Below are 26,855 nucleotides of genomic sequence, written 5' to 3'. Positions count from 1 at the left end.
CCCGACACCATGCTCCGCCACCTCTCGATCCGCGACTTCGTCATCGTCGCCGCGCTCGATCTCGAATTCGACAGCGGCTTTTCCGTGTTTTCCGGTGAAACCGGTGCCGGGAAATCGATCCTGATCGACGCCCTTGCCCTCGCGCTCGGCGAACGTGCCGACGCGAGCGTCGTGCGCACCGGCTGCAGCCGCGCCGACATCACCGCCGAATTCACGCCGCACGACCGCGTCGCGCGCTGGCTCGACGAACACGCGTTCGACACCGAGGACACCGTGATGCTGCGCCGCGTGATCGACGCGAACGGCCGGTCGCGCGCGTTCATCAACGGCACCAGCGCGACGCTCGCGCAGCTGCGCGAGCTCGGCGAGATGCTCGTCGACATCCACGGCCAGCATGCGCACCAGCTGCTGATGCGGCCGGATGCGCAGCGCGAGCTGTTCGATACGCACGCGGGGCTCGTCGCCGATGCCGCGAACGTCGCGCGCGCATGGCGCGTGTGGCGCGACGCGACGCAGGCGATCGACGCTGCAAAAGCGCACGAGCGCGAGCTGCAGCTCGAGCGCGAAAAGCTCGCCTGGCAGCTAGCCGAACTCGACAAGCTCGCGCCGCAGCCCGGCGAATGGGACGAAGTCAGCAACGAGCACAAGCGCCTGTCGCATTCGGCGAACCTGATCGAAGGCGTGCGCGGTGCGCTCAACGCGCTGTCCGAGTCCGACGACGCGATGCTCGCGCAGCTCGGCGCGATCGTGTCGAAGCTGCGCAGCCTCGCCGACTACGACACCTCGCTCGGCGACGCGCTCGCGTCGCTCGAACCGGCCGAGATCCAGTTGCAGGAGGCCGTCTATTCGCTGCAGCACTATGCGCAGCGCGTCGATCTCGATCCCGAACGGCTCGCGCAGGTCGAAACGCGTCTCGATGCGCTGCACTCGACCGCCCGCAAGTTCCGCTTGCCGCCCGACACGCTGCACGAAGAACACGCGGCACGCCGCGCACAGCTCGCCGCACTCGATGCGGCGGCCGATCTCGGCGCGCTCGTGGCGGCGCAGGCCAAGGCGCGGGAAGCCTATCTCGCCGACGCCAAACACCTGTCCAAGGCACGCGCACAGGCCGCCAAGGCGCTCGGCACGGCCGTCACGGCCGGCATGCAGGAACTGTCGATGGCGGGCGGGAGCTTCGAAGTCGCGCTCGTGCCGCTCGCCGACGGCGGCCCGCACGGGCTCGAGCAGGTCGAATTCCGGGTCGCCGGGCACCCCGGCGTGCCGCTGCGGCCGCTCGCGAAGGTGGCGTCGGGCGGCGAGCTCGCGCGGATCAGCCTCGCGCTCGCGGTGATCGCCAGCGCGGCAAGCCCGACGCCGACGCTGATCTTCGACGAAGTCGATACGGGGATCGGCGGCGGCGTCGCCGAAGTGGTCGGCCGCCTGCTGCACCAGCTCGGGCGCGATCGCCAGGTGCTGTGCGTGACGCACTTGCCGCAGGTCGCCGCGCGCGGTGATCACCACTACCAGGTCGCAAAAGGCGCCGACGACCGTGGCGGCACGGTGTCGACCGTCGTCGCGCTCGACCGCGCCAACCGCATCGAGGAAGTCGCGCGGATGCTCGGCGGGCTCGAGATCACGGCGACCACGCGCAAGCACGCGAAGGAAATGCTCGCCGCATAAGGCACGGATACGCGGGAATGCACGCTTAGCCAACGTGAAAACGTAAAAAAGGCCGTTCCGGGTAATACCGGAGCGGCCTTTTGACGGGTTCCGACGTATCCGACGCGCTTCGCGGCACGACGAACTTACCGGGTGGCACCCGATCGAACGGCGCGGGGCACGCGCCAGCGCGGTCGCCCGCGCCGGCGCCTCGCCGTGCCTACTTGCCCTTGCACGTCGCGTGCATGTTCGCGACACCCTTCTCGCGCCACGCGCCCCACTCACCGCCCGTCCCCGGCACATCGCCGAGCACCCACCAGCCGTTGAGCCAGGTCTTGCCGGCGTGGCTGACCTCGTGGCACGGCGTCGCGTAGGTCTTCTTCTTGTCCCAGGCAGGCGCGCCCGTGGCCACGTCGGCACGCACCATGACGCCATGCGTCGCCACCGCACTGCGGTTCTGCGCATCGGTCACGGTCAGCTTCACGTCGTAGCGCTGCGCCTGCGTCGCCTTCGGCGCAACGAACGATGCATTCGCACCCTGCTGGTCGATCGCGAGTCCTGCCGGCGCGGTCCACGCATACTTCAGCCCCTTGCCGGTCGACGCCGCGCCGGACAACGCGACGGTCGCGCCACCGTCGACCGTCGCCGGCCCGCTGATCGCGGCCCGCGGCGGCGGGACGATTTCCTGCGCCTTCACCTTGACGACATGCGACGCCTGCGCCGTGTAGCCCTTGTCGTTGGTCACGGTCAGATCGAAGGCGTAATCGCGGTCCCGTTCGAACGCGGGCGCAACGAACTTCAGTTCCGCGCCGTTCGGTTTCGCATCGATGCCGGCCGGGGCCGTCCACGCATGGCGCAACTGCTCGCCGACCGACGATGCGCCCGACAACACAACCGTCGCGCCCGCGTTCGCCTGTTGCGGGCCGATGACGGCCGCCTGCGGCAGCAGCACCCCGTCGTTCTTCACCTCGACCACCGCGCCGTTCGGCCCGACCGACTTGACGGTGACGATCTTGCCCGACAGCGTGTCGTGCAACGCATGACCCGGCATCAGCGGCGCGTCCTTCATGCCCTGCGCGCTGCCCGGCGTCGCATCGACCAGCGTATTGGTCAGCACATTGCCGGCGTGTGCGACGGTTCGCACGATCACGCCATTGACGAACGGGTCGTCGGACTTCCAGTTGTCGAAGCCGGGCTGCGGCTGGCGAAACTCGAGCCACAGCGTCGAGCCGTCGGCGCGCGCCAGACGGTACGCCTTCGCACCCGACGCTTTGCCCCACAGCGGCGCGAGTTGGTACGTGCCCTCGCCCCTGATCTCGGGTACGTCGGCTTCGGTCAGCCAGCCTCTGAGCAACTGGTAGCTCGCCGGATACAAACGCCGTCCACCGCCGCCCATCGTGTCGGACGGATCGTCGACCCCGCCCGCGCGACACGCGCTGCCTACTTCGACCGTGCCGCCCGGCGTCGGGCAGTTGACGAGCGAGCCCGGATGCCGCGCGCCGAGGCTGTGACCGAATTCGTGGGACCACATCCAGTAACCCTGGCCGCTCGCGTTCGACAGGATCCAGTTGCCGGGAACCGCCGCCAGGCCGGCCCAGTTGCAGCTGCTCATTTTCGGCAGTTCGACGAACAGGTAGTCGAACTTGTCCGGGTTCACGCCGCGGGCGAACGCCGCGCTGCGCGCCGCCGCGCGAATCGCGCCGGAATCGCAACTGGCCGGACGGTCGCCCAGGTTGACGCTGTCGAGCGTCTGACCGTGCAACGTCAGCTTGCCGTGCGACGCGACCTCGACATAACGCCGCAGCGACGAATAGTCGTCGCCGTCGCCGAACACCGCCTTGCGCACCACTTCGCTATCGGACGGTTGCGAGTCGTTGAAGTGCGTCACCATCAGCAACGCCGACTTGTCGCCGAGCAGCGGGCGCTGCGACGGCGCGATCGATGCGGACGACCGCCAGACCGACGCCGGCTGGCCGCGCAGGTTCTGCATCGCGACGCCGGCGCTCCCTTCCCGCGGCGCCAGCACTTCGTTGGATCGGCCGGTGTTGACCCGGTACCGGTTGCCGAACGACACGCGGCCGTCGATGCCGATGTCCGCTCGCCAGTCGCGCATCGTCTGGTCGCCCTCGCTGCAGACGCCGACCGACACGCGCCCCATGCCGTTGTCGCCGGTGGCCGAATGCAGGCACATCTTCGTGCCGCGCGCCGCGCTCGCGCCGGCGTTGATGATGCGCTGGAAGCCGTCGCGCGGCTCGAAGGTCCAGTCCTGCGCGGCGCTGCCGTCGCATGCCGCGAACACGGCCGCGTTGTCGGCCGGCTGCCAGGCCAGGCACTGGCCATCGCCACGCGACAGGTTCTTCAGCGGGGTGGAAGCCGTTTCCGCTGCACCAGCGGAAACGGAGAACAGTCCAGCGACGGCCGCGGACAGCGCCGTCGTGGCAAGAGAGTAGCGGATAGGTTTCAAGATGAGTCGAGATCGCTGGTGGCGCACACGGCACCGGTTGAACGGAAAGCCGGATTCTTCCGATACCCGCCCTTCCGCTCAAACAATCTCAAACGAATCTCAATGCCGGCCGCTGCCGCGCGCCCGGCGTGCCGCGGTCAGATTCCGCCGAACACGCGCTCCCACAGCGCCGTCACGGCCGCCCGCTCGTCGGCCACCACGGCCGGATCGACCCGCGCCTTCTCCATCCCGTCGAGCCGCAGCTTGTGCTGCAGCTTCCGGTACTTGCGGTACGCCGCGCCGACGCGCTCGGCCTCGTCCTCACCCATCAGCCCGAAGCGCGCGACCTCGCGCAGCAGCGCGATGTTGCCCGTGTTGCGGATCAGCTCGGCATCGCTCGACGCGTGCAGCAGCACCCAGTACTGGACGATGAACTCGATGTCGACCATCCCGCCGCGATCGTGCTTCAGGTCGAACAGCTCGGTCTGGTTCGGGTGGCCGGCGAACACCTTGCCGCGCATGTCGACGATTTCCTTCGCGAGCACGCCGCCGTCGCGCGGCGTCGTCAGCACCTGCTGGCGAATCGCCTCGAAGTCCGCGCCGATCTGCGCGTCGCCCGCGCTGTAGCGGGCCCGCGTGAGCGCCTGATGCTCCCAGACCCACGCGGTATTCGCGGCGTCGCCCTCGCGCAGCTGGTAGCGGCGGAACGCGTCGAGATCGGTGACGAGCAGCCCGGCCTCGCCGTTCGGCCGCAGCCGCAGGTCGATGTCGAACAGCGCGCCCGCCCCGGTCGCCGTGGTGAGCCACGTGATCAGGCGCCGCGTGAAGGTCGTGTAGACGTCCGCCGAACGCTCGTCGGCGTCGTCGTACAGGAAGATCAGGTCGAGATCCGATGCGTAGCCGAGCTCCTTGCCGCCCAGCTTGCCGTACGCGATCACCGCGAACTTCGGCACGTCGCGATGGCGCTTCGCGAGCTGCGACCAGACGACTTCGATCGTCACGTCGAGCACCGCGTCGGCCAGCTCGGACAGCCGGTCGCTCACGTGCTCGACCGACAGTTGCCCGGCCAGGTCGATCAGCAGGATCCGGAACACCTCCGCGTGCTGCGCGTGCCGCAGCAGGTCCATCTGTTGCTCGGGGCCGTCGGCCGCGGCGAGGCGCGCGCGCAGCGCGTCCTTGAACGCGGGCCAGTCGAACGGGCTCGCGATCGCCTCGTCGTCGAGCAGTTCGTCGAGCAGTTGCGGATGGCGGATCAGGTAGCCGCCGCCCCAGCGCGTCGCACCGAGCACCGACAGCACGCGGTCGAGCGCGGCCGGATATTCGGTCAGCAGCGCGAGATAGACACCGCGCCGGCTGACCGTCTCGAGCAGGTCGAACAGGCGCACGATCGTGTCGTCGCGGCGCGCGGCGTCGATGTTCGGCGCGGCGTCGAGCGCCCGCTGCGCGACGCTGTCGAAGCGCTGCCGGCTCTTTTCCGGTAGGCCCGTGTAGCGCGACGACTGCCAGATCGCGCGCAGCCGGGCGAGCACGGTGGCCGGATCCGTAAAACCGAGGCCGTCGAGACGCGCGACCAGCGCGTCGTCCTCGCCGTCGTCGGCCAGCGCGCCGCTCCAGATCCACGCGGCGGCCGTGTCGTCGCCGGCCCCGCAGGGCGCGCCGCTCGCCTTGTCGGCAAAAATCTGGTCGAACTGCGCTTCGACGAACGTGCGGTGGCCGTCCAGCACCGTCATCAGCGCCGCATAGTCGGCGAAGCCCAGCGACGCGGCCAGCGCCGCGCGCTCGTCCGGCTCGACCGGCATCGCGTGCGTCTGCGCGTCGTTGCGGTACTGCAGACGGTGCTCGAGCGTGCGCAGGAAGTTGTAGGCCTCGGTCAGGCGCGCACGCACATCCTCGCCGATCAGCCCGCGCGCCTGCGCATGGCGCAGCACCGCAAGCGTCGGCCGCACGCGGAATTCCGCATCCTGGCCGCCGCGGATCAGCTGGAACACCTGGGCACTGAATTCGATCTCGCGGATCCCGCCGCGCCCGAGCTTGATGTCGTCGGCCTTGTCGGGCCGCATCGACGCGCGGCGCGCGGCTTCCTGCCGGATCTGCTGGTGCAGCGAGCGGATCGCGCCGATCACGCCGAAGTCGAGGTAGCGGCGGTACACGAACGGCTTGACGAGCGACTCGAGTTGCGACGCCAGCCGTTGCGCCGCGTCGCTGTCGCCTTCCGACACGAGCCGCCCCTTGATCCACGCATAGCGCTCCCACTCGCGCCCCTGTACGTAGAAATACTCCTCGAGCATGCCGAGGCTGCAGACGAGCGGCCCCGAATCGCCGTTCGGACGCAGCCGCATGTCGACGCGAAACACGTAGCCGTCGGCCGTGACTTCCGACAACACGCCGATCAGCCGCCGGCCGAGCCGCGTGAAGTATTCCTGCGTGGACAGCGGCGAACGCGCGCCGCCGGTCGTCTCGCCGTCGTCCTCGTAGACGAAGATCAGGTCGATGTCCGACGACACGTTCAGCTCGCGGCCGCCGAGCTTGCCCATCCCGACCACGCCGAGCACGACGCGCTGGCCGTCGGCGCCGCGCGGCTCGCCGTACAGCGCCTCGAGCTCGGCCGACAGCAGCGCGAGCGAGCGCTGCACGGCCACTTCCGCGAGATCGGTCATCGCGCCCGTCACCTCGGCGACGTCCGCCAGCCCGCGCAGGTCGCGCTCCGCCACCGCGCCGAATGCCTCGGCGCGCAGTTGCCGCAGCGCGCGCTTCAGGTGCTCCTCGGTCGGCGCGGCGGCGCCGGCCGGCGTTGCCAGCAGTTCGGTGAGGCGCGCGTCGAGCTGCGCGCGACCGAGCGGCGCGGCCGCCCACGCGGCGACCTGGTCGACGAGCGCGGGTCGCGCGGCGGCCGCGCGGGCCAGGTAACGGGAATAGGACGTGCTGATCAGGGCGGAAGCGTCGGTCATCGAGAAGCGGGCCTGGCGGAACGGCCGGCCGGCACGGGAACGCATGCGCGCCCCACTCCCGACCGGCTCCATGGACTCGGCGCGGCATCGCGGGGCGGGTACGCCCGTCGCGAAACCGCGCGCCGGAAAGCCCGTGCCGCGCTGCCGCATCGGCCGCCGGCACGAACCCGTGTGATACATTTCAACGTCAGTCTGCAAAACTACCATATCGCCGCCCGTCCGCCGCATGTCCGACCGTCAGGAATCCGCCGTAGCTGCGCCCGAAGCGGGACCTCCGAAGCACGATCATCCGGTCTTGCGTCGCGTGTTCAGGGTGACGCTGGCAGTCGGGATCGGCACCTACTTCATCGCGTCCGGCACCTTCCTCGGGCTGCGCTACGTCCTGCTGCCCCGCATCGACGAATTCCGTCCGCGCATCGAACGCGCGGTGTCCGACAAGCTCCACGCGCAGCTTTCAATCGGCAAGCTTTCCCCGAACTGGTCCGGCATGCAGCCGGGCGTCGAACTCACGAACCTGACGATCCGCGGCCATGACGGCAAGGTCGCGCTGTCGGTGCCGCATGCGACGGCCGCGCTATCGTGGATGTCGCTGCTGAGGCTGTCGCCCGCGCTGTCGAGCCTGATCGTCGACCAGCCCGACCTGGTCGTCGCGCGGGCGGCCGACGGCTCGCTGAGCATCGCGGGCGTCGGCGTGGCGACCACCCACGGCGGCAACGACACGTTCGGCACGTGGCTGCTGAAACAGGAAGCGATCGTGCTGCGCGGCGGCACGCTGCGCTGGCGCGACGCGCAGCATGACGCGCCGGAGCTCGTGCTGTCGGGCATCCGGCTCGCGGTGCTCAATGCCGGCCGCGTGCACAAGGCTGCGCTGCAGGCGCCCGCGAACGGCACGCTGCTGCTCGGCCCGCTCGACTTCCGTGCGCGCTTCAAGCACAAGCCGCTCGCGCCGGTCGGCAAGCCGGCGAACTGGACGGGCGACGCGTACCTGTCGACGGGCCCGGTCGACCTGCAGACGCTGGCGCGCTACCTCGACATGCCGCTCACGATCCACGCGGGCCGGATCGACAACGCGATCTGGGCCACCTTCGGCGACGGCCACCTGCATTCGGCGGGCGGCGACCTGCAAGGCGCGGACGTCGCGCTGCGCGTGCGCCCGACGCAGCCGCGGCTCGACGTGCCGACGGTCGGCTTCGGCTGGGACATGCAGCTCGACGCCGGCCACGACTACACGCTGCACCTGACGCGCTTCAACGCGGAGCTCGGCCAGCCGCCGCTGCCGGACGGCACGCCGCTCGCCCGCTCGCTCGCGCTGTCGACGCTGACGGCCCGCTACCGCGTGCCGACCGCGAACCAGGGGCAGTTGTTGAGCGTCGTCGGCGACCGCGTCGATCTCGGCATCCTCAGCGAATTCATCCGCGGGCTGCCGCTGCCGGCACGCCTGCGCAACGAGCTGATCAAGCTTGACCCGCGCGGGATGGTGTCGAACTATCACATCGAGGTCGAGCGCGCGAAACCCGCGCATGCCGACCTCGCCGACGAGGAGCGGCGCACGGGCGCCGCGCCGATCGTGCGCTACCGCTTCCTCGGCGATCTCCAGGGCATCAGCTTCGCCGCGCAGGAGCCTCCGCCCGGGCTCTCGCCGCGCGGCCACCCGCGCGCCGGCTGGCCGGGTGTCGAGAACCTGTGGGGCCGCGTCGACGCGAACGAGACGGGCGGCTCCGCGCATTTCGACACGGTCAACGCGGCCGTCACGGTGCCCGGCGAATTCGACGAGCCGCGCCTGACGTTCGACCGGCTGCGCGGCAATGCGAAATGGACGATCACGCCCGCGCCCGGCGAGAAGCACGCGCGCGTCGACGTTTCGCTGCCCGACCTGCTCGTCTCGAACCCCGATGCCGAAATCGCGGTGTCGGGCTCGTACGCGAACCCCGGCCACGGCCGCGGAACGCTCGACCTGCGCGCCGATTTCGCCCGCGCGTCGGTGGCGCGCATCCCGCGCTACCTGCCGACCGGGATGTCCGAACACCTGCGCGACTATCTCGGCCACGCGCTGCAGGACGGCCAGGTGACCAAGGGCGCGTCGATCGTCGCCCGTGGGCCGCTCGAGAAATTCCCGTTCGAACACGAGCCGGACGCCGGCGTGTTCCACATCGTCGCGCCGTTCACCGGCGGCCGGTTCGAACCGACGCCGTACCCGCCGCGCAAGCTCGCGAACGGCACGCCGAGCGTCTGGCCGGCGCTCGACGGGATCGACGGCGTATTCGAACTCGCGCAGAACAAGCTGCGCTTCGACATCCACCGCGCACACTACAAGCGCGTCGCGCTGACGAAGGTCGCCGGCCGCATCGACGATCTCGGCAATCCGACCCACTCGCCGCTCATCATCGACGGCCATGCGCAGGGCCCGCTCGCCGACCTGATCGACTACGCGGACAACAGCTCACTCGGCACGATGAGCGGACATATCGGCCAGCGGATCGATGCGCAGGGCCCCGCGTCGCTCGGGCTCAAGATCACGATTCCGCAGCACGTCGCGCATCCGCACACGCACGTCGAAGGCGCGCTCGCATTCGGCGGCAACACGCTGACGACCAGCGGCGTGCCGCCGCTGTCCGCGCTGCGCGGCAGTGTCCGGTTCACCGAGGCCGGCGCGTCGCTGCACGAACTGTCGGGGCGCTTCCTCGGCGGCCCGGTGCGCGCGAACGGCAACTTCCAGTCGCACGGGCCGTACACGGTGGACGTCGACGGCCGGCTCGCACTCGACGCCGCGCGCGGCCTGAACCTGCACGGCCCGGCCGCCGCGCTGCTCGAGCACGTGGTCGGCGACGCGCCGTACAAGGTCGCCGTGCGCGGCGCGCCGGGCCGCCTGCCCGACATCAGCGCGCGTTCCGACCTGACCGGCGTCGCGCTGAATTTCCCCGCGCCGTTCGCGAAGGCGGCCGGCACGCCGATGCCGTTCAGCTTCACGCTGCAGCCGGCGCCGCAGGCGGACGGCAAGCGTCTCGAGCACGCCGACCTGACGCTCGGCCCCGTATCCGCGACCTACCTGCTCGACGCGACGCGCGGCCAGCCGCTGCGAGCGGTGCGCGGCGCGATGGGCATTCACCGGATGCCCGACATGCCGCAGGACGGCGTGAGCGCGGCCGTCGACGTCAATGAACTGGACGCCGACGCGTGGCTTGCGCTGGCCCATACGCTGAAGTCCGACACGCCGCGCGCGCCGGAGCCGCAGGCCGCGCCGCGCGTCGATTTCGCAAGCTTCGCGCCGAAGCGTTTCGCGCTCCACTTCGGCACGCTGAAGCTGCTCAAGCGCAACTGGGAAAACGTGATCATCGGCGCGTCTCACGTCGACGAGCTGTGGCAGGCGAACATCGCGTCGAACCAGGTGTCGGGCTACCTGTCGTGGGCGCCGGGCGGCGGCCACAACGGCGCGGGCGTGTTGAACGCGCGGCTCGCGAAGCTCGTGATCCCGGACAGCGCACAGCACGATCTCGTCGGCCGCGCGATGAACCTGCCGACGCCGACCGACCGCCCGATGCCGTCCATCGACCTGATCGTCGACCAGGTCGTCGCGCGCAACCACGACATCGGCCGCCTCGTCGTCAACGCGCGCAACATCGACGAAGCCGGCACGCCGGTCTGGCAGCTCGACAAGCTGGAACTGTCGAACCCGGACGCGAAGCTGACGGCGACCGGCAACTGGCGCACGTCGCGCCGCGCACTCGCCCGCGGCGCCGACGAGAGCGACGCACCGCGCCGCACCGTGTTCGACTTCAAGCTCGACATCGGCAACGCGGGCGCGCTGCTCGACCGCGTCGGCCTGCCGCGCACGCTCGCGGACGGCCATGGCTCGGTGACCGGCAAGGTCGGCTGGCGCGGCGGCCCGACCGCGCTCGACTTCCCGTCGCTCGGCGGCCAGATCGCGATCGATCTCGAACACGGCCAGATCCTGAAGGTCGACCCGGGCGCCGCGAAGCTGCTCGGCGTGCTGAGCCTGCAGAGCCTCGCGCGCTTCCTGACGCTGAATTTCCGCGACGTGATCGGCAAGGGGCTGCCGTTCGACAAGATCACCGGCACCGGCCAGATCTCGAACGGGATCGCCCGCACCGACGACTTCTCGATGATGACGGGGCCCGCGAACGTCTCCGTGCGCGGCGCGGTCGATCTCGGCGCCGAGACGCAGGACCTGCACGCGCACGTCGCACCGAAGATCAGCGCGGGCGCCGCCGCGATCGGCGCGGCCATCATCAACCCGCTGCTCGGCGTCGGCGTGCTGGCCGCGAACTACGCGCTGTCGGAAACGCTGTCGCGCGCGTTCGCGCTCGACTACGCGATCACCGGCTCGTGGGCGCACCCGCACATCGAGCGGGTGCGGGGCGATCAGGGTAAGATGAATCACGGTCCGGCCGATGCGGCGAATCATTGAGCCGCGCGTCGAATCGCGCACGGTGCCGGGCCGCACCCCATTTATGACGCAACCGATCCTGCGATGACCGACCACACCCGTTCCGCCACGCCCTTCCAGGTCGCCGCGCTGCAGATGGTGAGCACGCCGGACGTCGCGCGCAATCTCGCCGAAGCCCGCCGCCTGATCGCGGAAGCCGCCGGCGAAGGCGCGCAGCTCGTGCTGCTGCCCGAGTATTTCTGCTTCATGGGCCACCGCGACACCGACAAGCTCGCGCTCGCCGAACCCTACCAGGACGGCCCGATCCAGCGCTTCCTCGCGGACGCCGCGCGTCGCCACGGCGTCTGGGTGATCGGCGGCACGCTGCCGCTGAAGGCGCCGGAACCCGATCGCGTGCTCAACACGACGCTCGTGTTCGATCCGTCCGGCAACGAAGCCGCACGCTACGACAAGATCCACCTGTTCAACTTCGAGAAAGGCGACGAGTCGTTCGACGAGGCGCGCACGATCCGCGCGGGCGATACGGTCGTCGCGTTCGACGCGCCGTTCGGGCGGGTCGGCCTGTCGGTCTGTTACGATCTCCGCTTTCCGGAGCTGTATCGCAGGATGGGCGACTGCACGCTGATCGTCGTCCCGTCGGCGTTTACGTATACGACGGGCCGCGCGCACTGGGAAACGCTGCTGCGCGCACGGGCCGTCGAGAACCAGTGCTACGTGCTCGCGGCCGCGCAAGGCGGCAAGCACGAGAACGGCCGGCGCACCTGGGGCCACAGCATGCTGATCGACCCGTGGGGCGAGATCGTCGCGGTCCGCGACGTGGGCGCCAGCGTCGTGCTCGGCGCGATCGATCCGCAACGCATCGCCGACGTGCGCCAGAGCCTGCCCGCGTGGCGGCACCGCGTGCTGACCTGAATCCGCCGCGCCGCTTGAAACGCCGCGCGGCCAACCCATCTGCCCAGAAGCACCCGACAACTTTTTGAGAAACCCCGATATCCGCATGAACATCATCGAACCCGGCATCCGCAACCTCGCGCTGGCGAAGGACATCCTGCTCACGCCGTACGGCCTCGACGAAAGCCTGCTCACGCGCACGATCGCCGACATCTTCACGCATCGCGTCGACTACGCGGACCTGTACTTCCAGGCCACCCGCAGCGAAGCGTGGAGCCTCGAGGAAGGCATCGTCAAATCGGGCAGCTTCAGCATCGACCAGGGCGTCGGCGTGCGCGCGGTCGCGGGCGACCGCACCGCGTTCGCGTATTCCGACGACCTGTCGCCGGAAGCGATCGCGCAAGCCGCTGCCGCCACCAAGGCGATCGCGGCGGCCGGCGGCGGCCGCCAGAAGATCAAGGCGGCATCGTCGCTGAAGGGCATCTCGGGCCGCGACCTGTACCTGCCGTCCGATCCGCTCGCGTCGCTCGACGCGACGGCCAAGGTCAAGCTGCTTGAGCGCATCGAGCAGATGGCACGCGGCCGCGACCCGCGCATCACGCAGGTGATGGCGGGCCTCGCCGGCGAATACGACGTCGTGCTGGTCGCCCGCAGCGACGGCGCGCTCGCGGCCGACATCCGCCCGCTCGTGCGCGTGTCGGTCACGGTGATCGCCGAGCAGAACGGCCGCCGCGAGATCGGCTCCGGCGGCGGCGGCGGCCGCTTCGACTACGGCTACTTCACCGACGACGTGCTGTCGCGCTACGTCGACGACGCCGTGCATGCGGCGCTCGTGAACCTCGATGCGCGCCCCGCGCCGGCCGGCGCGATGACGGTCGTGCTCGGGCCGGGCTGGCCCGGCGTGCTGCTGCACGAGGCGATCGGCCACGGCCTCGAGGGCGACTTCAACCGCAAGGGCTCGTCGGCATTCGCGGGCCGGATCGGCGAGCGGGTCGCCGCGAAGGGCGTGACCGTCGTCGACGACGGCACGCTGCCGAACCGCCGCGGCTCGCTGAACATCGACGACGAAGGCAACCCGACGCAGTGCACGACGCTGATCGAGGACGGCATCCTGAAGGGCTACATCCAGGACACGCTGAACGCGCGCCTGATGAAGATGCCGGTTACCGGCAACGCGCGCCGCGAGTCGTACGCGGCGCTGCCGATGCCGCGCATGACCAACACGTACATGCTGAACGGCGACAAGGATCCGCAGGAAATCATCGCATCGGTGAAGAACGGCCTGTACGCGGTGAACTTCGGCGGCGGCCAGGTCGACATCACGAACGGCAAGTTCGTGTTCTCGGCGTCCGAGGCGTACATGATCGAGAACGGCAAGATCACCTACCCGGTGAAGGGTGCGACGCTGATCGGCAGCGGCCCGGAATCGCTGAAGGACGTGAGCATGATCGGCAACGACATGTCGCTCGACTCGGGTGTGGGCGTGTGCGGCAAGGAAGGCCAGAGCGTGCCGGTCGGCGTCGGCCAGCCGACCCTGCGGATCGACAGGATGACGGTCGGCGGTACGGCATAACCGCATCGCGGCGCAGACATTCCGCGCATTTTGAAGAAAACGCGCGGAATGTCCGCATTTTTGACGTTTCCCGGTTGCCAGCCGCCCGGCGACGGGGTATAAATTCCGAATCAACTTTTTTGACGAACCGAATCTCCGTCATGTCCGCCAAGTTTTATTTTTACTTTTTTTGGTATCTCAGACCGCTGGCGGATCGAGAGGGTTGATGGCGCGTAAAGCGCAACCGAAATTCCCGAAAAAACCGCCGGCGAACCCGGCGGTTTTTTTTTCGCCCTTCGCCACCCGGTCGCCGCCGCAGCGGTCCCGCGGCCCCGACCGACACCACTGAATCGCTTGAATTGATGAATCTGCCGCACGCGCACTCGCACTGACCGAACCGCGCCCGGAACCAAGGAGAAACAGCATGCCCCCGCACAACACCGACGACGTCCGCATTCGCGAACTCAAGGAACTGACGCCGCCCGCCCACCTGATCCGCGAATTCGCGTGCTCCGAAGCCGCGTCCGAGCTGATCTACAACTCGCGCCAGTCGATGCACCGCATCCTGCACGGGATGGACGACCGGCTGATCGTCGTCATCGGGCCGTGCTCGATCCATGATACGAAGGCGGCGATCGAATACGCGGGCCGGCTGGTGAAGGAGCGCGAGCGCTTCAAGGGCGAACTGGAAATCGTGATGCGCGTGTACTTCGAGAAGCCGCGCACGACGGTCGGCTGGAAGGGCCTCATCAACGATCCGCACCTCGACAACAGCTTCAAGATCAACGAAGGGCTGCGCACCGCGCGCGAGCTGCTGCTGCAGATCAACGAGATGGGGCTGCCGGCCGCGACCGAATACCTCGACATGATCAGCCCGCAGTACATCGCCGACCTGATCTCGTGGGGTGCGATCGGCGCGCGCACGACGGAATCGCAGGTGCACCGCGAGCTCGCGTCGGGGCTGTCGTGCCCGGTCGGCTTCAAGAACGGCACCGACGGCAACGTGAAGATCGCGGTCGATGCGATCAAGGCCGCCTCGCAGCCGCACCATTTCCTGTCGGTGACGAAGGGCGGCCATTCGGCGATCGTGTCGACGGCGGGCAACGAGGACTGCCACGTGATCCTGCGCGGCGGCAAGGCGCCGAACTACGACGCGGACAGCGTGAACGCCGCGTGCGCGGACATCGGCAAGGCCGGGCTCGCCGCGCGCCTGATGATCGACGCGAGCCACGCGAACAGCTCGAAGAAGCACGAGAACCAGATCCCCGTCTGTGCCGACATCGGCCGCCAGATCGCGGCCGGCGACGCCCGCATCGTCGGCGTGATGATCGAGTCGCATCTCGTCGAGGGGCGCCAGGACCTGAAGGAAGGCTGCGAGCTGACCTACGGCCAGAGCATCACCGATGCGTGCATCGCATGGGACGACAGCGTGAAGGTGCTCGAAGGTCTCGCGGAATCGGTGAAGGCGCGTCGCGTCACGCGCGGCAGCGGGAACTGACGGACGCAAACAGGCTGGCCGCATGACCCCGCCTGCCGGCGGGCTGGCCATGCGGCCAGCGTGCGGTCGTCATTTCACTCTGCTAGACTAGCTAACGCTATCTAGCTAACCAAGGGGGGCGACGATGCCGACTGTCAACATGCACGATGCCAAGTCGCGGCTCTCAAGCCTCGTCGAAGCGCTTGAATTGGGGCGCGAGTCCGAAGTCGTGATTGCCCGCAATGGTCATCCGGTTGCGCGGATCGTTCCTTACGCGGCGCCGAAGCGAATCGGCGCCGCTCGTCAATTGCTTGCGGGGCTGAACATCCCGACAACCGTCGAGGCATTCAATGCCGGTGACGCATCGATCGCGGCTGACTTCGATGCCAGCTCGGAACAAGGGCTCGCGCCGTGAAGCTGCTGCTCGATACGCACATCGCACTATGGGCGGCTGAAGGCGCACCTCAACTTTCGGCGACCGCAGCCGCGTTGATCGAGCATCCCGAGAACACGCTGTACGTCAGCGCTGCGTCCATCTGGGAAATCGCGATCAAATACCGCAAAGGCAATCTGCCCGTTCACCCACGTGATGCACGCTCGGCATTTCGGCTCGCCGGTTTTGCGGAGTTACCGATCAGCAGCGATCACGTCGAAGGTGTCGCCGCGTTGCCCGATTTTCCAGATCACGCCGATCCGTTGGACCGCGTGATGGTCGCGCAGGCGCTCCATGAAGGCATGCCGCTCGTCAGTGCTGATCCGAAAGTGTGGCGTTATCACGCGACGCTGATGCTGCGCGCCTGACGCCCTATGCGCGCGACAAAAATGCCCGGCTCCCGCCGGGCATTTTCATTGGCGGGAGGCGATCCGCCCGCGCATCACTCGAGCGCGCCCGAACCGAAGATCTCGGTGTTCACGCGTTCCGGCGCGACGCCCAGCGCGACGAGCGCGTCACGCTGCGCCTTCATGAACCCGATCGGGCCGCAGATGTAGTAGTCGGCGTCCGTCACCCGCGCGTATTGCTGCACGCGTTCCGGCGTGAGGCGCCCTTCCAGGTCGTGGTCGATGCCGGCGCGATCGTTCGGGCCGACCAGCTCGTACACCACCGTGCGCTTGACGTTCGCATGGTCGCGCACCGTATCGTTCAGCCAGTCGCGGAACGCGTGCACCGCGCCCGAGCGACAGGCATGGACGAACCGCACTTCGCGCCGGCTGCCCTCGGCGATCAGCGTCGACGCCATCGACATCATCGGCGTGATGCCGACGCCGCCGGAGATCAGCACCACCGGCGTCTCGACGCCACGCTTCAGCGAGAAGTCGCCCATCGGCGCGGTCCCTTCGACGATCGCGCCCTCTTCGACGCCGTCGTGCATCAGCGTCGACACCTTGCCGGCCGGAATGACTTCCGGCTTGCCGGCTTCACGCTTCACCGAAATGCGCAGCCACTTGCCGTGCGGCGCGTCGGACAGGCTGTACTGGCGCGGCTGGTCGACGCCGAGGTCGCCGACGAAGCGCTTCACGGTGATGTACTGGCCCGGCTCGAACGTCGGCGCCGCGCCGCCGTCGGCCGGCGTCAGGTAGAACGACGTGATCTCGTCGCTTTCGCGCACCTTGCGCTCGACCTTGAACGGGCGGAACCCGCTCCACGCGGCGCCCGCGTACAGGTCGGCCTCGACGCCGATCAGGATCTGCGCGAGCTGGCCGTACGCGACGCGCCATGCCTCGAGCGTCTCGGCATCGACCGCGTCGCCCAGCACTTCGACGATCGACGCGAGGAGGTTCTCGCCGACGATCGGGTAATGCTCGGGGCGGATGTTCAGGCTCGCGTGCTTGTGCGCAATCTTGGTCACGGCGCCGCCCAGCGCGCCGAGGTTGTCGATGTTCGCCGCATACGCGTAGACGGCCTTCGCGAGCGTTTCAGGCTGGCTGCCCGTCTTCTGGTGCGTCTGGTTGAACAGGTTCTTCAGTTCCGGATGGCGCGCGAACATGCGCTGGTAGAAGTGCTTCGTGATCGTCGCGCCGTGCACGGCGAGGACAGGGGCAGTGGCCTTCACGCGAGCCATCTGGTCAGCGGTGATGTGGGTCATGTTCGTTCTCCGTTAAACATGCACACACAATACATCTTTAAAAATGGACGCCCCTCGGGCAAATTGTCGCAGTGCGTCAAAGGGGCAAACGGTCAGCGGACGCGACCGCGCTCCCACAGCACGTCCGATCCGCCGTCGGTGCGGTTCAGCACACGCGCCAGCACGAACAGCAGGTCCGACAGCCGGTTCACGTAGCGCCGCGGCGCATCATTGAGCGTCTCGGTGCGCCCGAGCGCGACGATCGAGCGCTCCGCGCGGCGGCATACGGTTCGGCACACGTGCGCGAGCGACGCCGCGCGCGAGCCGGCCGGCAGGATGAATTCCTTCAGCGGCGGCAGCGTCGCGTTGTAGTCGGCGAGCCAGCGGTCGAGACGCGCGAGATGCGTGTCGTCGAGCACGGTATGGCCGGGTATGCACAGTTCGCCGCCGAGATCGAACAGGTCGTGCTGGATCGTCACGAGCGCCGTGCGGATCTCGTCCGGCAGCGTTTCGGCGAGCAGCACGCCGAGGTTCGAGTTCAGTTCGTCGACGTCGCCGATCGCGGCGATCCGCGTGTCGTCCTTGCCGATGCGCCGGCCGTCGCCGAGCCCGGTGGTGCCATCGTCGCCCGTGCGCGTGGCGATCTTGCTCAAGCGGTTGCCCATGCGAATGTCCTCTCGTGCGTGGCCGCGACGCGGCCCGGTTGCGTTCGAACGCGATTATCGCAGCCCGCGGAGGCGGGCGCAGCGGGCGTTACAGCGTAGAATGGGCCGAAACCCTGCAGCACGGGAGCCGGGCCGGTGCCAACGCGCTCACCCGGATCGACAAGGAGACGTACGTGAATCACCCTGCCCAGCCGGCCGCCACGCGCCGCCCCCTTCCCCCTGCCATGCTCGATGCGCTGCGCGCCGCCTTCGGCGAGCGCGTGTCGACCGCCGACGCCGTCCGCGCCCACCACGGCCGCGACGAATCACCGTTCGACCCGCAGCTACCCGACGCCGTCGTGTTCGCGCACAGCGCGGACGACGTGCGCGAAGTCGTGTCGCTGTGCTCGCTGTACAGCGTCCCGCTGATCCCGTACGGCGCCGGCTCGTCGCTCGAGGGCCATCTGCTCGCGGTGCGCGGCGGCGTCTCGCTCGACCTGTCGGAAATGAACCGCGTGCTGTCGATCAACGCCGAAGACCTGACCGTGACGGTCGAGCCGGGCATCACGCGCAAGGCGCTCAACGAAGCGCTGCGCGACACCGGCCTGTTCTTCCCGATCGACCCGGGCGCCGACGCGAGCATCGGCGGGATGACCGCCACACGCGCGTCGGGCACCAACGCCGTGCGCTACGGCACGATGCGCGAGAACGTGCTCGGCCTGACCGCCGTGCTCGCCGACGGCCGCGTGGTGAAAACCGGCTCGCGCGCCCGCAAGTCGTCGGCCGGCTACGACCTCACGCGCCTGTTCGTCGGCTCCGAAGGCACGCTCGGCGTGATCACCGAGATCACGCTGCGCCTGCATCCGCTGCCCGAAGCCGTATCCGCCGCGATCTGCACGTTCCCGTCGATGGGCGACGCGGTGCGCGCCGTGATCGAGACGATCCAGATCGGCGTGCCGATCGCGCGCGTCGAATTCGTCGATGCGCTCGCCGTGCGCTCGATCAACCGCCATTCGAACCTGACGCTCGCCGAAGCGCCGACGCTGTTCTTCGAATTCCACGGCACCGAGGCCGGCGTGAAGGAACAGGCCGAGCTCGTGCAGGCGCTCGCCGGCCAGAACAACGGCCAGGGCTTCGAATGGGCCACCCGCCCCGAGGACCGCAGCCGGCTCTGGGCCGCCCGCCACAACGCGTATTTCGCGATGCTGCAGTTGAAACCCGGCTGCCGCGCGGTGACGACCGACGTGTGCGTGCCGATCTCGCAGCTCGCCGCGTGCGTCGAGGAAACCGAGGTCGACCTGCGCGCGTCGTCGCTGCCCTGCCCGATCGTCGGCCACGTCGGCGACGGCAATTTCCACGTCGCGATCCTGATCGACCCCGACAAGCCCGAGGAAATCGCCGAAGCCGAGCACATCAACGACCGGATCGTCGAACGCGCGCTGCGCCTCGGCGGCACCTGCACGGGCGAGCATGGCGTCGGGCTGCACAAGATGCGCTTCCTGCCGAAGGAGCACGGCGACAACGCGATCGACACGATGCGGGCGATCAAGCTCGCGCTCGATCCGCGCAACCTGATGAATCCGGGCAAGATTTTCACGTGCTGACACGGTGCGCGACACCGCGCCGCCTGCTGCAGGAGACCCCATGAACGCTCCCGTCGAATTGTCGAGCGCGGCACGCGCGCAGCGCCAGCGTGAAGTCGTGCAGGCGCTGATGGCCGTGCTGCCGACACACTGCCTGCTGTACCGCGACGAAGACACGGCGCCGTACGAATGCGACGGCCTGTCCGCGTACCGCCGCCTGCCGCTCGCGGTCGCGCTGCCCGAAACGGAATCGCAGGTACAGCGGATCGTGCAGATCTGCCGCCGCATGGAGGTGCCAATCGTGCCGCGCGGCGCGGGCACGAGCCTGTCGGGCGGCGCGCTGCCGATGGCGCTCGGCGTCGTGCTGTCGCTGGCGCGCTTCACGCGCATCGTCGAAGTCGATCCTTACGCCCGCACGGCAACCGTGCAGCCCGGCGTGCGCAACCTTGCGATCTCGGAAGCCGCCGCGCCGTACGGCCTGTATTACGCGCCCGATCCGTCGTCGCAGATCGCGTGCACGATCGGCGGCAACGTCGCGGAGAATTCCGGCGGCGTCCACTGCCTGAAATACGGGCTGACGGTGCACAACGTGATGCGCGTGCGTGCCGTGACGATCGACGGCGAGATCGTCGAATTCGGCTCGCTCGCGCTCGACATGCCGGGCCTCGACCTGCTCGCCGTGATGATCGGCAGCGAAGGGATGTTCGCGATCGTCACCGAGGTCACGGTGAAACTGATCCCGAAGCCGCAAACGGCCCAGCTCGTGATGGCGAGCTTCGACGACGTCGTCAAGGGCGGCGAGGCCGTCGCGGCGATCATCGCGTCGGGGATCATCCCGGCCGGGCTCGAAATGATGGACAAGCCGGCCACGCAGGCCGTCGAGTCCTTCACGCATGCGGGCTACGACCTCGACGCGAAGGCGATCCTGCTGTGCGAATCGGACGGCACGCCGGAGGAAGTCGCGGAAGAGATCGTGCGGATGACGGCCGTGCTGCGCGAGCATGGCGCGACACGCATCCAGGTATCGCGCAACGAGAGCGAGCGGCTGCGCTACTGGTCGGGCCGCAAGAACGCGTTCCCGGCCGCCGGCCGTATTTCGCCCGACTATTACTGCATGGACGGCACCGTGCCGCGCCGCGCGATCGGCCCGCTGCTCGCGCGCATCGAGCAGCTCGAAACGCGCTACGGGCTGCGCTGCATCAACGTGTTCCATGCGGGCGACGGCAACATGCATCCGCTGATCCTGTACAACGCGAACGATCCGGACGAACTGCACCGTGCCGAGCAGTTCGGCGCGGAAATCCTCGAATGCTGCGTGGAATTCGGCGGAAGCGTGACGGGCGAGCACGGCGTCGGCATCGAGAAGCTCAATTCGATGTGCGTACAGTTCTCGCCGCAGGAGCGCGATGCGTTCTTCGCGGTCAAGCGCGCGTTCGATCCGGCGGGGCTGCTGAACCCGGACAAGGGCATCCCGACCCGCGCGCGCTGCGCCGAGTACGGCCGCCAGCACGTGCGCGGCGGGCTGCTGCCGCACCCCGACCTGCCGCGCTTCTGAGCCTCTCACCCGGTACGCGGCCCGTGCCGGCGGGCGCGCCGCGCCCGCGCGGCCCGTTCGAGCGACGGCGCAAGCATGCGGCCTGCAATACGGGGCTTAGGGATAGTCGCGATGTGGATTCGCGCCACCCCGGTACAATCGACCGAACAACAAGTCGAGGCAGCAACAGAACATGGAAGAGGACGACATCGTCGCCGGATGGGCCGAGCGTATCCGCGCCGCCAGTGCCGACGGCCGGCCGCTGCGGATTCGCGGCGGCGGCACCAAGGACTGGTACGGCCAGGCGCTCGAGGGCGAGATACTCGACACGCGCGCGTTTCAGGGCGTCGTGTCGTACGACCCGGCCGAACTCGTCGTCACGGTCCGCGCGGGCACGCCGCTCGCGCAGCTTGAAACCGTCCTCGCCGAGTGCGGCCAGATGCTGCCGTTCGAGCCGCCGCACTTCGGCCGCTCGGCCACCGTCGGCGGCTGCGTCGCGGCCGGCCTGGCGGGCCCGCGGCGCGCCACCTGCGGCGCGCCGCGCGATTTCGTGCTCGGCGTCACGCTGATGAACGGCCGCGGCGAAATGCTGCGTTTCGGCGGTCAGGTCGTGAAGAACGTCGCCGGCTACGACGTGTCGCGGCTGATGGCCGGCGCGCTCGGCACGCTCGGGCTGATGCTCGACCTGTCGCTCAAGGTGCTGCCGATGCCCGTCGCCGAAGTCACGCTGAAGTTCGAGATGACCGCGACCGACGCGGTGCGCAAGCTCAACGAATGGGGCGGCCATCCGCTGCCCGTCAGCGCGAGCGGCTGGCGCAACGGCACGCTCGTGCTGCGCCTGTCGGGCGCCGAAGCGGCCGTGAAATCCGCGAAGACGCTGCTCGGCGGCGAAGTCGTCGACGCGGTCGAGGCCGAACGCTTCTGGGCCGGCCTGCGCGAGCATACCGACCCGTTCTTCAACGGCATCCCGCCCGGCTATGCGCTGTGGCGCCTCGCGCTGCCGTCGATCACCGAACCGATGCACCTGCCCGGCACCCAGCTGATGGAATGGGGCGGCGCGCAGCGCTGGTGGATCACCGACGCCGACGCGCAGACCGTGCGAATGAGCGCGAAGCAGGCCGGCGGCCACGCGACGTTGTTCCGCGCGGGCGACGCGTACGATCGCAGCGCGGGCGTGTTCACGCCGCTCCCCGCCCCGATGATGAAAATCCACCGCGGGCTGAAGGCCGCGTTCGACCCCGCGCGCATCTTCAACCGCGGCCGGCTCTACCCCGATCTTTAGGGTCTGTTTACCGATGGAACGCACATGCGAATGCCCGAAATCGCCCGTAGGGCAAGAAGTGAGGAGCGCCGTTCGGCCTTGCCAAACGCCCCGAAGGAAGTCCCCTTGGGGGACAAGCGACCAGCGACGCCGCCATACGGGCGATTTCGGGCATTCCCGTGACATGTTTTTTTTAATTTGGGGTTGCCCCGAGAACGGCCGCTCGCCGCGTTGCGCTCCTTGGCGATACGTCAGTATTCGCGGCGTCGCGCGCCTCGCGAGCGGCCGTTCTCGGGGCAACGCATGTGCGTTCCATCGGTAAACAGACCCTAAGCTCGATGCAAACGAACCTCGCCGATTTCATCCGCAATACGCCCGACGGCGACGAAGCCGACGCGATATTGCGCAAGTGCGTGCATTGCGGGTTCTGCACCGCGACCTGCCCGACCTACCAGTTGCTCGGCGACGAACTCGACGGCCCGCGCGGCCGGATCTACCTGATCAAGCAGATGGTCGAAGGCGCACCTGTCACGCGCAGCACTCAGCAGCACCTCGACCGCTGCCTCACCTGCCGCAGCTGCGAGACGACCTGCCCGTCCGGCGTCCAGTACGGCCGGCTCGTCGAGATCGGCCGCAAGCACGTCGAGGCGCAGGTGCAGCGCCCGGCGCAGCAGCGTCTCGTGCGCCGCCTGCTCGCGAGCCTGGTGCCGAACGAGGCGCTGTTCTCGCCGGTGATGCGGCTCGGCCAGCACGTGCGGCCGCTGCTGCCGAAGCGGCTGCGCGACAAGGTGCCGCCGCGCACGCGGCTGCTCGAATGGCCGCACCTCACGCATACGCGCAAGATGCTGATGCTCGGCGGCTGCGTGCAGCCGTCGATGCTGCCGAACATCAACATCGCGACCGCGCGCGTGCTGGACGCGCTCGGCATCGAGACGGTCGTCTCGCCCGACGCGGGCTGCTGCGGCGCGATCCGCCTGCACCTGAACTATCACGACGAAGCGCTCGACGACGCGCGCCGCAACATCGACGCGTGGTGGCCCCATGTCGAACAGGGTGTCGAGGCGATCGTGATGAATGCGTCGGGCTGCGGCGCGACGGTGCTCGAATACGCGCACCTGCTGCGCGACGACCCGGCCTACGCGGAGAAAGCGCAGCGCATCGTGTCGCTCACGCGCGACATCTCCGACGTGCTGCTCGCGTTCGAGGCCGAGCTCGCGACGCTCGCGCGGCGCCGCGCGATCCATACGGTCGCGTACCACCCGCCGTGCACGCTGCAGCACGGCCAGCAGTCCCGCGGCAAGGTCGAACGCCTGCTCGAGACGCTCGGCATCGACGTGCGGCTGCCGGCCGACAGCCATCTGTGCTGCGGGTCGGCCGGCACCTATTCGCTGACGCAGCCGTCGCTGTCGTACCGGTTGCGCAAGCAGAAGCTGCTGAAGCTGCAGGCGCTCGAACCGCAGATGATCGTCTCCGGCAACATCGGCTGCATCGCGCACCTGCAAAGCGGCACGCAGATTCCGGTCACCCACTGGATCCAGCTCGTCGAGCATCTGCTGTACGGCTAGCGCGTGCTCATCCGAATGACGGGTGGACGCTGGGCCTCGCGCACGGCGTCCGTATAATGGGCGAATCGATGCGTCGCGTGCCGCGGCGCATCCGCACCATGCCCGCTTCCGTGCCTGCTTTCGTGCCCGTCATGTCCGATCTCGCCGCCCGTCTCGCCTCCGTTCATCGCCGCATCGCCGACGCCGCCCGCGCGGCCGGCCGCGATCCCGCCACCGTGTCGCTGCTCGCCGTGTCCAAAACCTTTCCCGCCGACGACGTGCGCGCCGCGCATGCGGCCGGGCAGCGTGCCTTCGGCGAAAACTACGTGCAGGAGTCGATCGACAAGATCGACGCGCTCGCCGACCTGCGTGCGGACCTCGAATGGCATTTCATCGGGCCGCTGCAATCGAACAAGACGCGCCCGGTTGCCGAACGCTTCGACTGGGTCCATTCGGTCGACCGGCTGAAGATCGCGCAGCGCCTGTCGGAACAGCGCCCCGCGCACCTGCCGCCGCTCAACATCTGCGTGCAGGTGAACATCAGCGGCGAGGCGTCGAAGAGCGGCGTTGCGCCGGCCGACGTGGCCGAGGTTGCGCGCGCGGTCGCCGCGCTGCCGTCGCTGCGGTTGCGCGGGCTGATGGCGATTCCCGAACCGGCCGGCGACACCGACGCGCAACGCGCGCCGCATCGTGCGCTGCGCGCGCTGTTCGACACGTTGCGTGCCGACGGCCTGCCGCTCGACACGTTGTCGATGGGCATGTCCGCCGATCTCGATGCGGCCGTGCTCGAAGGCGCGACGATCGTGCGCGTCGGCACCGCGATCTTCGGCGCGCGCGATTATTCGCACTGAACGCCACGCCCTTTCTGCCCTACCGTTCACTCACTCGCTCAATCGGACATCATGAAAATCGCATTCATCGGCGGCGGCAACATGGCCGCGGCCCTGATCGGCGGCCTGATCAAGCGCGGCGTTGCCGCTGACGGCCTGTATGCCATCGACGTCAACGAAGAGGTACGCGCGCGCGCCGCCCAGCAGTTCGGCGTGCGCACCGGCGCGGCCATCGACGCGACGCTCGCCGACTACGACGCGGTCGTGCTCGCGGTGAAGCCGCAGGTGCTGAAGGACGTCGCGCAGGCGCTCGCACCGCACCTGAAGACGCAACTCGTGATCAGCATCGCGGCCGGCATCCGCGGCAGCGATCTCGCACGCTGGCTCGGCGATTACGCACGCGTCGTGCGCACGATGCCGAACACGCCCGCACTCGTCGGCATGGGCGTGACGGGCCTCGCCGCACTGCCGGGCGTCGACGCGGCGGGCCGCGAACTCGCGTCGAACGTGCTGGGTGCAGTCGGTGAAATCGTCTGGTTCGACGACGAGTCGAAGCTCGACGCCGTCACGGCCATTTCGGGCAGCGGCCCCGCGTACGTGTTCTATTTCATCGAAGCGCTGCAGGAAGCCGCGCGCCAGCTCGGCATGAACGACGAACAAGGCCGTGCGCTCGCGGTCGCGACGTTCACGGGTGCCGCGCAACTGGCCGCGCAATCCGGTGAGCCGGCGAGCGTGCTGCGCGAGCGCGTGACGTCGAAGGGCGGCACGACGGCCGCCGCGCTCGCGTCGTTCGACGCGCAAGGCGTGAAGGATGCGATCGTGCGCGGTGCGCTCGCGGCCGAAGCGCGTGCGAAGGAAATGGGCGACGAGCTCGGCCGCGCGTGAGCGCGCCTGCGGTGGCCGGCCCGGCGCTCACTGTACGCGTTGGGCGCCCCGCCCCGTTATGCTGATTTGCACGAACAACAAAAAAGCGGCCGAGGCCGCTTTTTTGTTGGTACCGCGTCTAGCATCGCATACCGCCTGCGGTGCGATCGCGAAATTCAGCTGCCCGCCAGCAGGTAATGCACGGCGATCCCGGCGAACAGCACGCCGCCGAGCCAGTTGTTGTGCCGGAACGCCGCGAAGCACGGCATCCGCTCGCGATCCTTGATCAGCGTGTAGTGATACAGCGCGCAGCCGACCGCCGCCGCCCAGCCGGCCCAGTATGCGAGGCCGAAGCCGAGCGTCACGCCGATCCACACGTAGATGCCGAGCGTCACCGCGTAGCACAGCATCACGGCCGCGACGTCGAAGCGGCCGAACGTCAGCGCGGACGTGCGGATGCCGATCTTGATGTCGTCGTCGCGATCGACCATCGCGTATTCCGTATCGTACGCGACCGACCAGAAGATGTTCGCGACCAACATCACCCACGCGATCGTCGGCACCGTGTCCTGCACGGCCGCGAACGCCATCGGGATGCCGAAGCCGAACGCGATGCCCAGATAGGCCTGCGGAATCGCAAAGAAGCGCTTCATGAACGGATACGAGCCCGCGACGAACAGCGCGACGACGGACAGCTGCTTCGTCAGCGTGTTGAGCGGCAGGATCAGCAGGAACGAGATGAACGCGAGCCCGACCGCGATCGCGATGGCCTCCCATGCGCGGATCTTGCCCGACGTCAGCGGCCGGTCGGCCGTGCGCTTTACATGGCGGTCGAAGTCGCGGTCGGCGTAATCGTTCATCGCGCAGCCGGCCGAGCGCATCAGCAGCGTGCCGAGCGAGAAGATCACGAGCAGCGGCCAGCGCGGATGGCCGTCGGACGCGATCCACAGCGCGTTGAGCGTCGGCCACAGCAGCAGCAGGCTGCCGATCGGCTTGTCCATCCGGACGAGCCGCAGATACAGGGGAAAGCGGGCAAGCATGGCGAAGCACCGGGAAGATAACCCCGGCATTTTAGAGCCGAGCGGCGCTTCGCGTCATGTCGGCAAGGCCCGCGGGCGCTCGCGGCCGGACGCCGGCGCGCTGCCCGCGCCCGCTGCACATGGCCGAGCGGCAACGCG

At 68.9% G+C, this 26,855-nt stretch carries 18 protein-coding genes; 13 read left to right on the top strand and 5 right to left on the bottom strand.

Features of this window, described 5'->3' with window-relative positions:
* The first annotated feature begins 9 nt into the window (after positions 1 to 9).
* The gene (gene recN, locus CFB40_RS03650; RefSeq protein ID WP_089424550.1) at positions 10 to 1,659 is read left to right on the top strand and encodes a DNA repair protein RecN; all 1,650 of its coding nucleotides are present in this window, start codon (positions 10 to 12) and stop codon (positions 1,657 to 1,659) included.
* A gap of 199 nt (positions 1,660 to 1,858) precedes the next feature.
* On the opposite strand, the gene CFB40_RS03645 is transcribed toward recN, so the two are convergent.
* Both CFB40_RS03645 and glnE read right to left on the bottom strand, forming a co-directional pair.
* Positions 1,859 to 4,102 carry a carbohydrate-binding protein gene (locus CFB40_RS03645; protein WP_256976534.1) on the bottom strand — a complete coding sequence of 748 codons (2,244 nt, stop codon included), beginning with the start codon at positions 4,100 to 4,102 and terminating at the stop codon, positions 1,859 to 1,861.
* Positions 4,103 to 4,239: 137 nt separating this feature from the next.
* Positions 4,240 to 7,029: a bifunctional [glutamate--ammonia ligase]-adenylyl-L-tyrosine phosphorylase/[glutamate--ammonia-ligase] adenylyltransferase gene (gene glnE, locus CFB40_RS03640; RefSeq protein ID WP_089425847.1), complete on the bottom strand. Its 2,790-nt coding sequence runs from the start codon at positions 7,027 to 7,029 to the stop codon at positions 4,240 to 4,242.
* A gap of 226 nt (positions 7,030 to 7,255) precedes the next feature.
* On the opposite strand from glnE, the gene CFB40_RS03635 reads away from it, so the two are divergent.
* The 6 genes from CFB40_RS03635 to CFB40_RS03605 all read left to right on the top strand — a co-directional run bounded on the left by CFB40_RS03635 (position 7,256) and on the right by CFB40_RS03605 (position 16,155).
* On the top strand, positions 7,256 to 11,455 hold the full coding sequence (locus CFB40_RS03635) for a YhdP family protein (RefSeq protein WP_089430626.1): 4,200 nt from the start codon (positions 7,256 to 7,258) through the stop codon (positions 11,453 to 11,455).
* 63 nt (positions 11,456 to 11,518) lie between these two features.
* Positions 11,519 to 12,346 carry a carbon-nitrogen hydrolase family protein gene (locus tag CFB40_RS03630; protein ID WP_089424548.1) on the top strand — a complete coding sequence of 276 codons (828 nt, stop codon included), beginning with the start codon at positions 11,519 to 11,521 and terminating at the stop codon, positions 12,344 to 12,346.
* Positions 12,347 to 12,431: 85 nt separating this feature from the next.
* Positions 12,432 to 13,898, top strand: a complete 1,467-nt coding sequence (gene tldD, locus CFB40_RS03625) for a metalloprotease TldD (protein ID WP_039361365.1) — start codon at positions 12,432 to 12,434, stop codon at positions 13,896 to 13,898.
* Between the two features lie 403 nt (positions 13,899 to 14,301).
* On the top strand, positions 14,302 to 15,375 hold the full coding sequence (gene aroG, locus CFB40_RS03615; RefSeq protein WP_089424547.1) for a 3-deoxy-7-phosphoheptulonate synthase AroG: 1,074 nt from the start codon (positions 14,302 to 14,304) through the stop codon (positions 15,373 to 15,375).
* A 124-nt stretch (positions 15,376 to 15,499) separates the two neighbouring features.
* A complete protein-coding gene (locus CFB40_RS03610; protein ID WP_089430625.1) occupies positions 15,500 to 15,769 on the top strand; it encodes a type II toxin-antitoxin system Phd/YefM family antitoxin in 270 nt (89 codons plus the stop codon).
* Positions 15,766 to 16,155 (top strand): type II toxin-antitoxin system VapC family toxin, encoded by a 390-nt coding sequence (locus CFB40_RS03605; protein ID WP_089430624.1) that lies wholly within the window; start codon positions 15,766 to 15,768, stop codon positions 16,153 to 16,155. The genes CFB40_RS03610 and CFB40_RS03605 overlap by 4 nt, the downstream gene beginning before the upstream one ends.
* 74 nt (positions 16,156 to 16,229) lie before the next feature.
* Here CFB40_RS03605 and hmpA read toward each other — a convergent pair whose 3' ends face one another.
* Together hmpA and CFB40_RS03595 are read right to left on the bottom strand one after the other, a co-directional pair.
* On the bottom strand, positions 16,230 to 17,438 hold the full coding sequence (hmpA, locus tag CFB40_RS03600) for an NO-inducible flavohemoprotein (RefSeq protein WP_089430623.1): 1,209 nt from the start codon (positions 17,436 to 17,438) through the stop codon (positions 16,230 to 16,232).
* Between the two features lie 92 nt (positions 17,439 to 17,530).
* Entirely contained in the window at positions 17,531 to 18,082 is a 552-nt protein-coding gene (locus CFB40_RS03595; RefSeq protein WP_039361370.1) for a cob(I)yrinic acid a,c-diamide adenosyltransferase, read from the bottom strand.
* A 173-nt stretch (positions 18,083 to 18,255) separates the two neighbouring features.
* On the opposite strand from CFB40_RS03595, the gene CFB40_RS03590 reads away from it, so the two are divergent.
* The 6 genes from CFB40_RS03590 (at position 18,256) to proC (ending at position 25,698) form a co-directional block, all read left to right on the top strand.
* The gene (locus CFB40_RS03590) at positions 18,256 to 19,665 is read left to right on the top strand and encodes an FAD-binding oxidoreductase (RefSeq protein ID WP_089431344.1); all 1,410 of its coding nucleotides are present in this window, start codon (positions 18,256 to 18,258) and stop codon (positions 19,663 to 19,665) included.
* 40 nt (positions 19,666 to 19,705) lie between these two features.
* Positions 19,706 to 21,199 (top strand): FAD-linked oxidase C-terminal domain-containing protein, encoded by a 1,494-nt coding sequence (locus CFB40_RS03585; RefSeq protein WP_089424543.1) that lies wholly within the window; start codon positions 19,706 to 19,708, stop codon positions 21,197 to 21,199.
* 172 nt (positions 21,200 to 21,371) lie between these two features.
* Positions 21,372 to 22,460: a glycolate oxidase subunit GlcE gene (gene glcE / locus CFB40_RS03580; RefSeq protein WP_089424542.1), complete on the top strand. Its 1,089-nt coding sequence runs from the start codon at positions 21,372 to 21,374 to the stop codon at positions 22,458 to 22,460.
* A gap of 317 nt (positions 22,461 to 22,777) precedes the next feature.
* A complete protein-coding gene (gene glcF / locus CFB40_RS03575; protein WP_089424541.1) occupies positions 22,778 to 24,004 on the top strand; it encodes a glycolate oxidase subunit GlcF in 1,227 nt (408 codons plus the stop codon).
* Positions 24,005 to 24,135: 131 nt separating this feature from the next.
* Entirely contained in the window at positions 24,136 to 24,834 is a 699-nt protein-coding gene (locus tag CFB40_RS03570) for a YggS family pyridoxal phosphate-dependent enzyme (RefSeq protein ID WP_089425846.1), read from the top strand.
* A 51-nt stretch (positions 24,835 to 24,885) separates the two neighbouring features.
* Positions 24,886 to 25,698, top strand: coding sequence for a pyrroline-5-carboxylate reductase (gene proC / locus CFB40_RS03565; RefSeq protein WP_089430622.1), 813 nt, complete (start codon positions 24,886 to 24,888; stop codon positions 25,696 to 25,698).
* Positions 25,699 to 25,853: 155 nt separating this feature from the next.
* Here the strand turns inward: proC and ubiA are convergent, their stop codons facing one another.
* A complete protein-coding gene (gene ubiA / locus CFB40_RS03560; protein ID WP_089424539.1) occupies positions 25,854 to 26,717 on the bottom strand; it encodes a 4-hydroxybenzoate octaprenyltransferase in 864 nt (287 codons plus the stop codon).
* Between the last annotated feature and the right edge of the window lie 138 nt (positions 26,718 to 26,855).

The sequence above is a fragment of the Burkholderia sp. AU31652 genome, assembly GCF_002223155.1.
Classification (GTDB): Bacteria; Pseudomonadota; Gammaproteobacteria; order Burkholderiales; family Burkholderiaceae; genus Burkholderia.
Note: the sequence above shows the minus strand (reverse complement) of the source record. Positions and strands in the feature narration are given on the sequence as shown.

Excerpts from the sequence above, each read along its gene's own strand:
- recN (WP_089424550.1), top strand. The coding sequence starts at position 10 with ATGCTCCGCCACCTCTCGATCCGCGACTTCGTCATCGTCGCCGCGCTC.
- glnE (WP_089425847.1), bottom strand. The coding sequence starts at position 7,029 with ATGACCGACGCTTCCGCCCTGATCAGCACGTCCTATTCCCGTTACCTG.
- CFB40_RS03635 (WP_089430626.1), top strand. The coding sequence starts at position 7,256 with ATGTCCGACCGTCAGGAATCCGCCGTAGCTGCGCCCGAAGCGGGACCT.
- CFB40_RS03630 (WP_089424548.1), top strand. The coding sequence starts at position 11,519 with ATGACCGACCACACCCGTTCCGCCACGCCCTTCCAGGTCGCCGCGCTG.
- tldD (WP_039361365.1), top strand. The coding sequence starts at position 12,432 with ATGAACATCATCGAACCCGGCATCCGCAACCTCGCGCTGGCGAAGGAC.
- aroG (WP_089424547.1), top strand. The coding sequence starts at position 14,302 with ATGCCCCCGCACAACACCGACGACGTCCGCATTCGCGAACTCAAGGAA.
- CFB40_RS03610 (WP_089430625.1), top strand. The coding sequence starts at position 15,500 with ATGCCGACTGTCAACATGCACGATGCCAAGTCGCGGCTCTCAAGCCTC.
- hmpA (WP_089430623.1), bottom strand. The coding sequence starts at position 17,438 with ATGACCCACATCACCGCTGACCAGATGGCTCGCGTGAAGGCCACTGCC.
- CFB40_RS03595 (WP_039361370.1), bottom strand. The coding sequence starts at position 18,082 with ATGGGCAACCGCTTGAGCAAGATCGCCACGCGCACGGGCGACGATGGC.
- CFB40_RS03585 (WP_089424543.1), top strand. The coding sequence starts at position 19,706 with ATGAACGCTCCCGTCGAATTGTCGAGCGCGGCACGCGCGCAGCGCCAG.
- glcE (WP_089424542.1), top strand. The coding sequence starts at position 21,372 with ATGGAAGAGGACGACATCGTCGCCGGATGGGCCGAGCGTATCCGCGCC.
- glcF (WP_089424541.1), top strand. The coding sequence starts at position 22,778 with ATGCAAACGAACCTCGCCGATTTCATCCGCAATACGCCCGACGGCGAC.
- CFB40_RS03570 (WP_089425846.1), top strand. The coding sequence starts at position 24,136 with ATGTCCGATCTCGCCGCCCGTCTCGCCTCCGTTCATCGCCGCATCGCC.
- proC (WP_089430622.1), top strand. The coding sequence starts at position 24,886 with ATGAAAATCGCATTCATCGGCGGCGGCAACATGGCCGCGGCCCTGATC.
- ubiA (WP_089424539.1), bottom strand. The coding sequence starts at position 26,717 with ATGCTTGCCCGCTTTCCCCTGTATCTGCGGCTCGTCCGGATGGACAAG.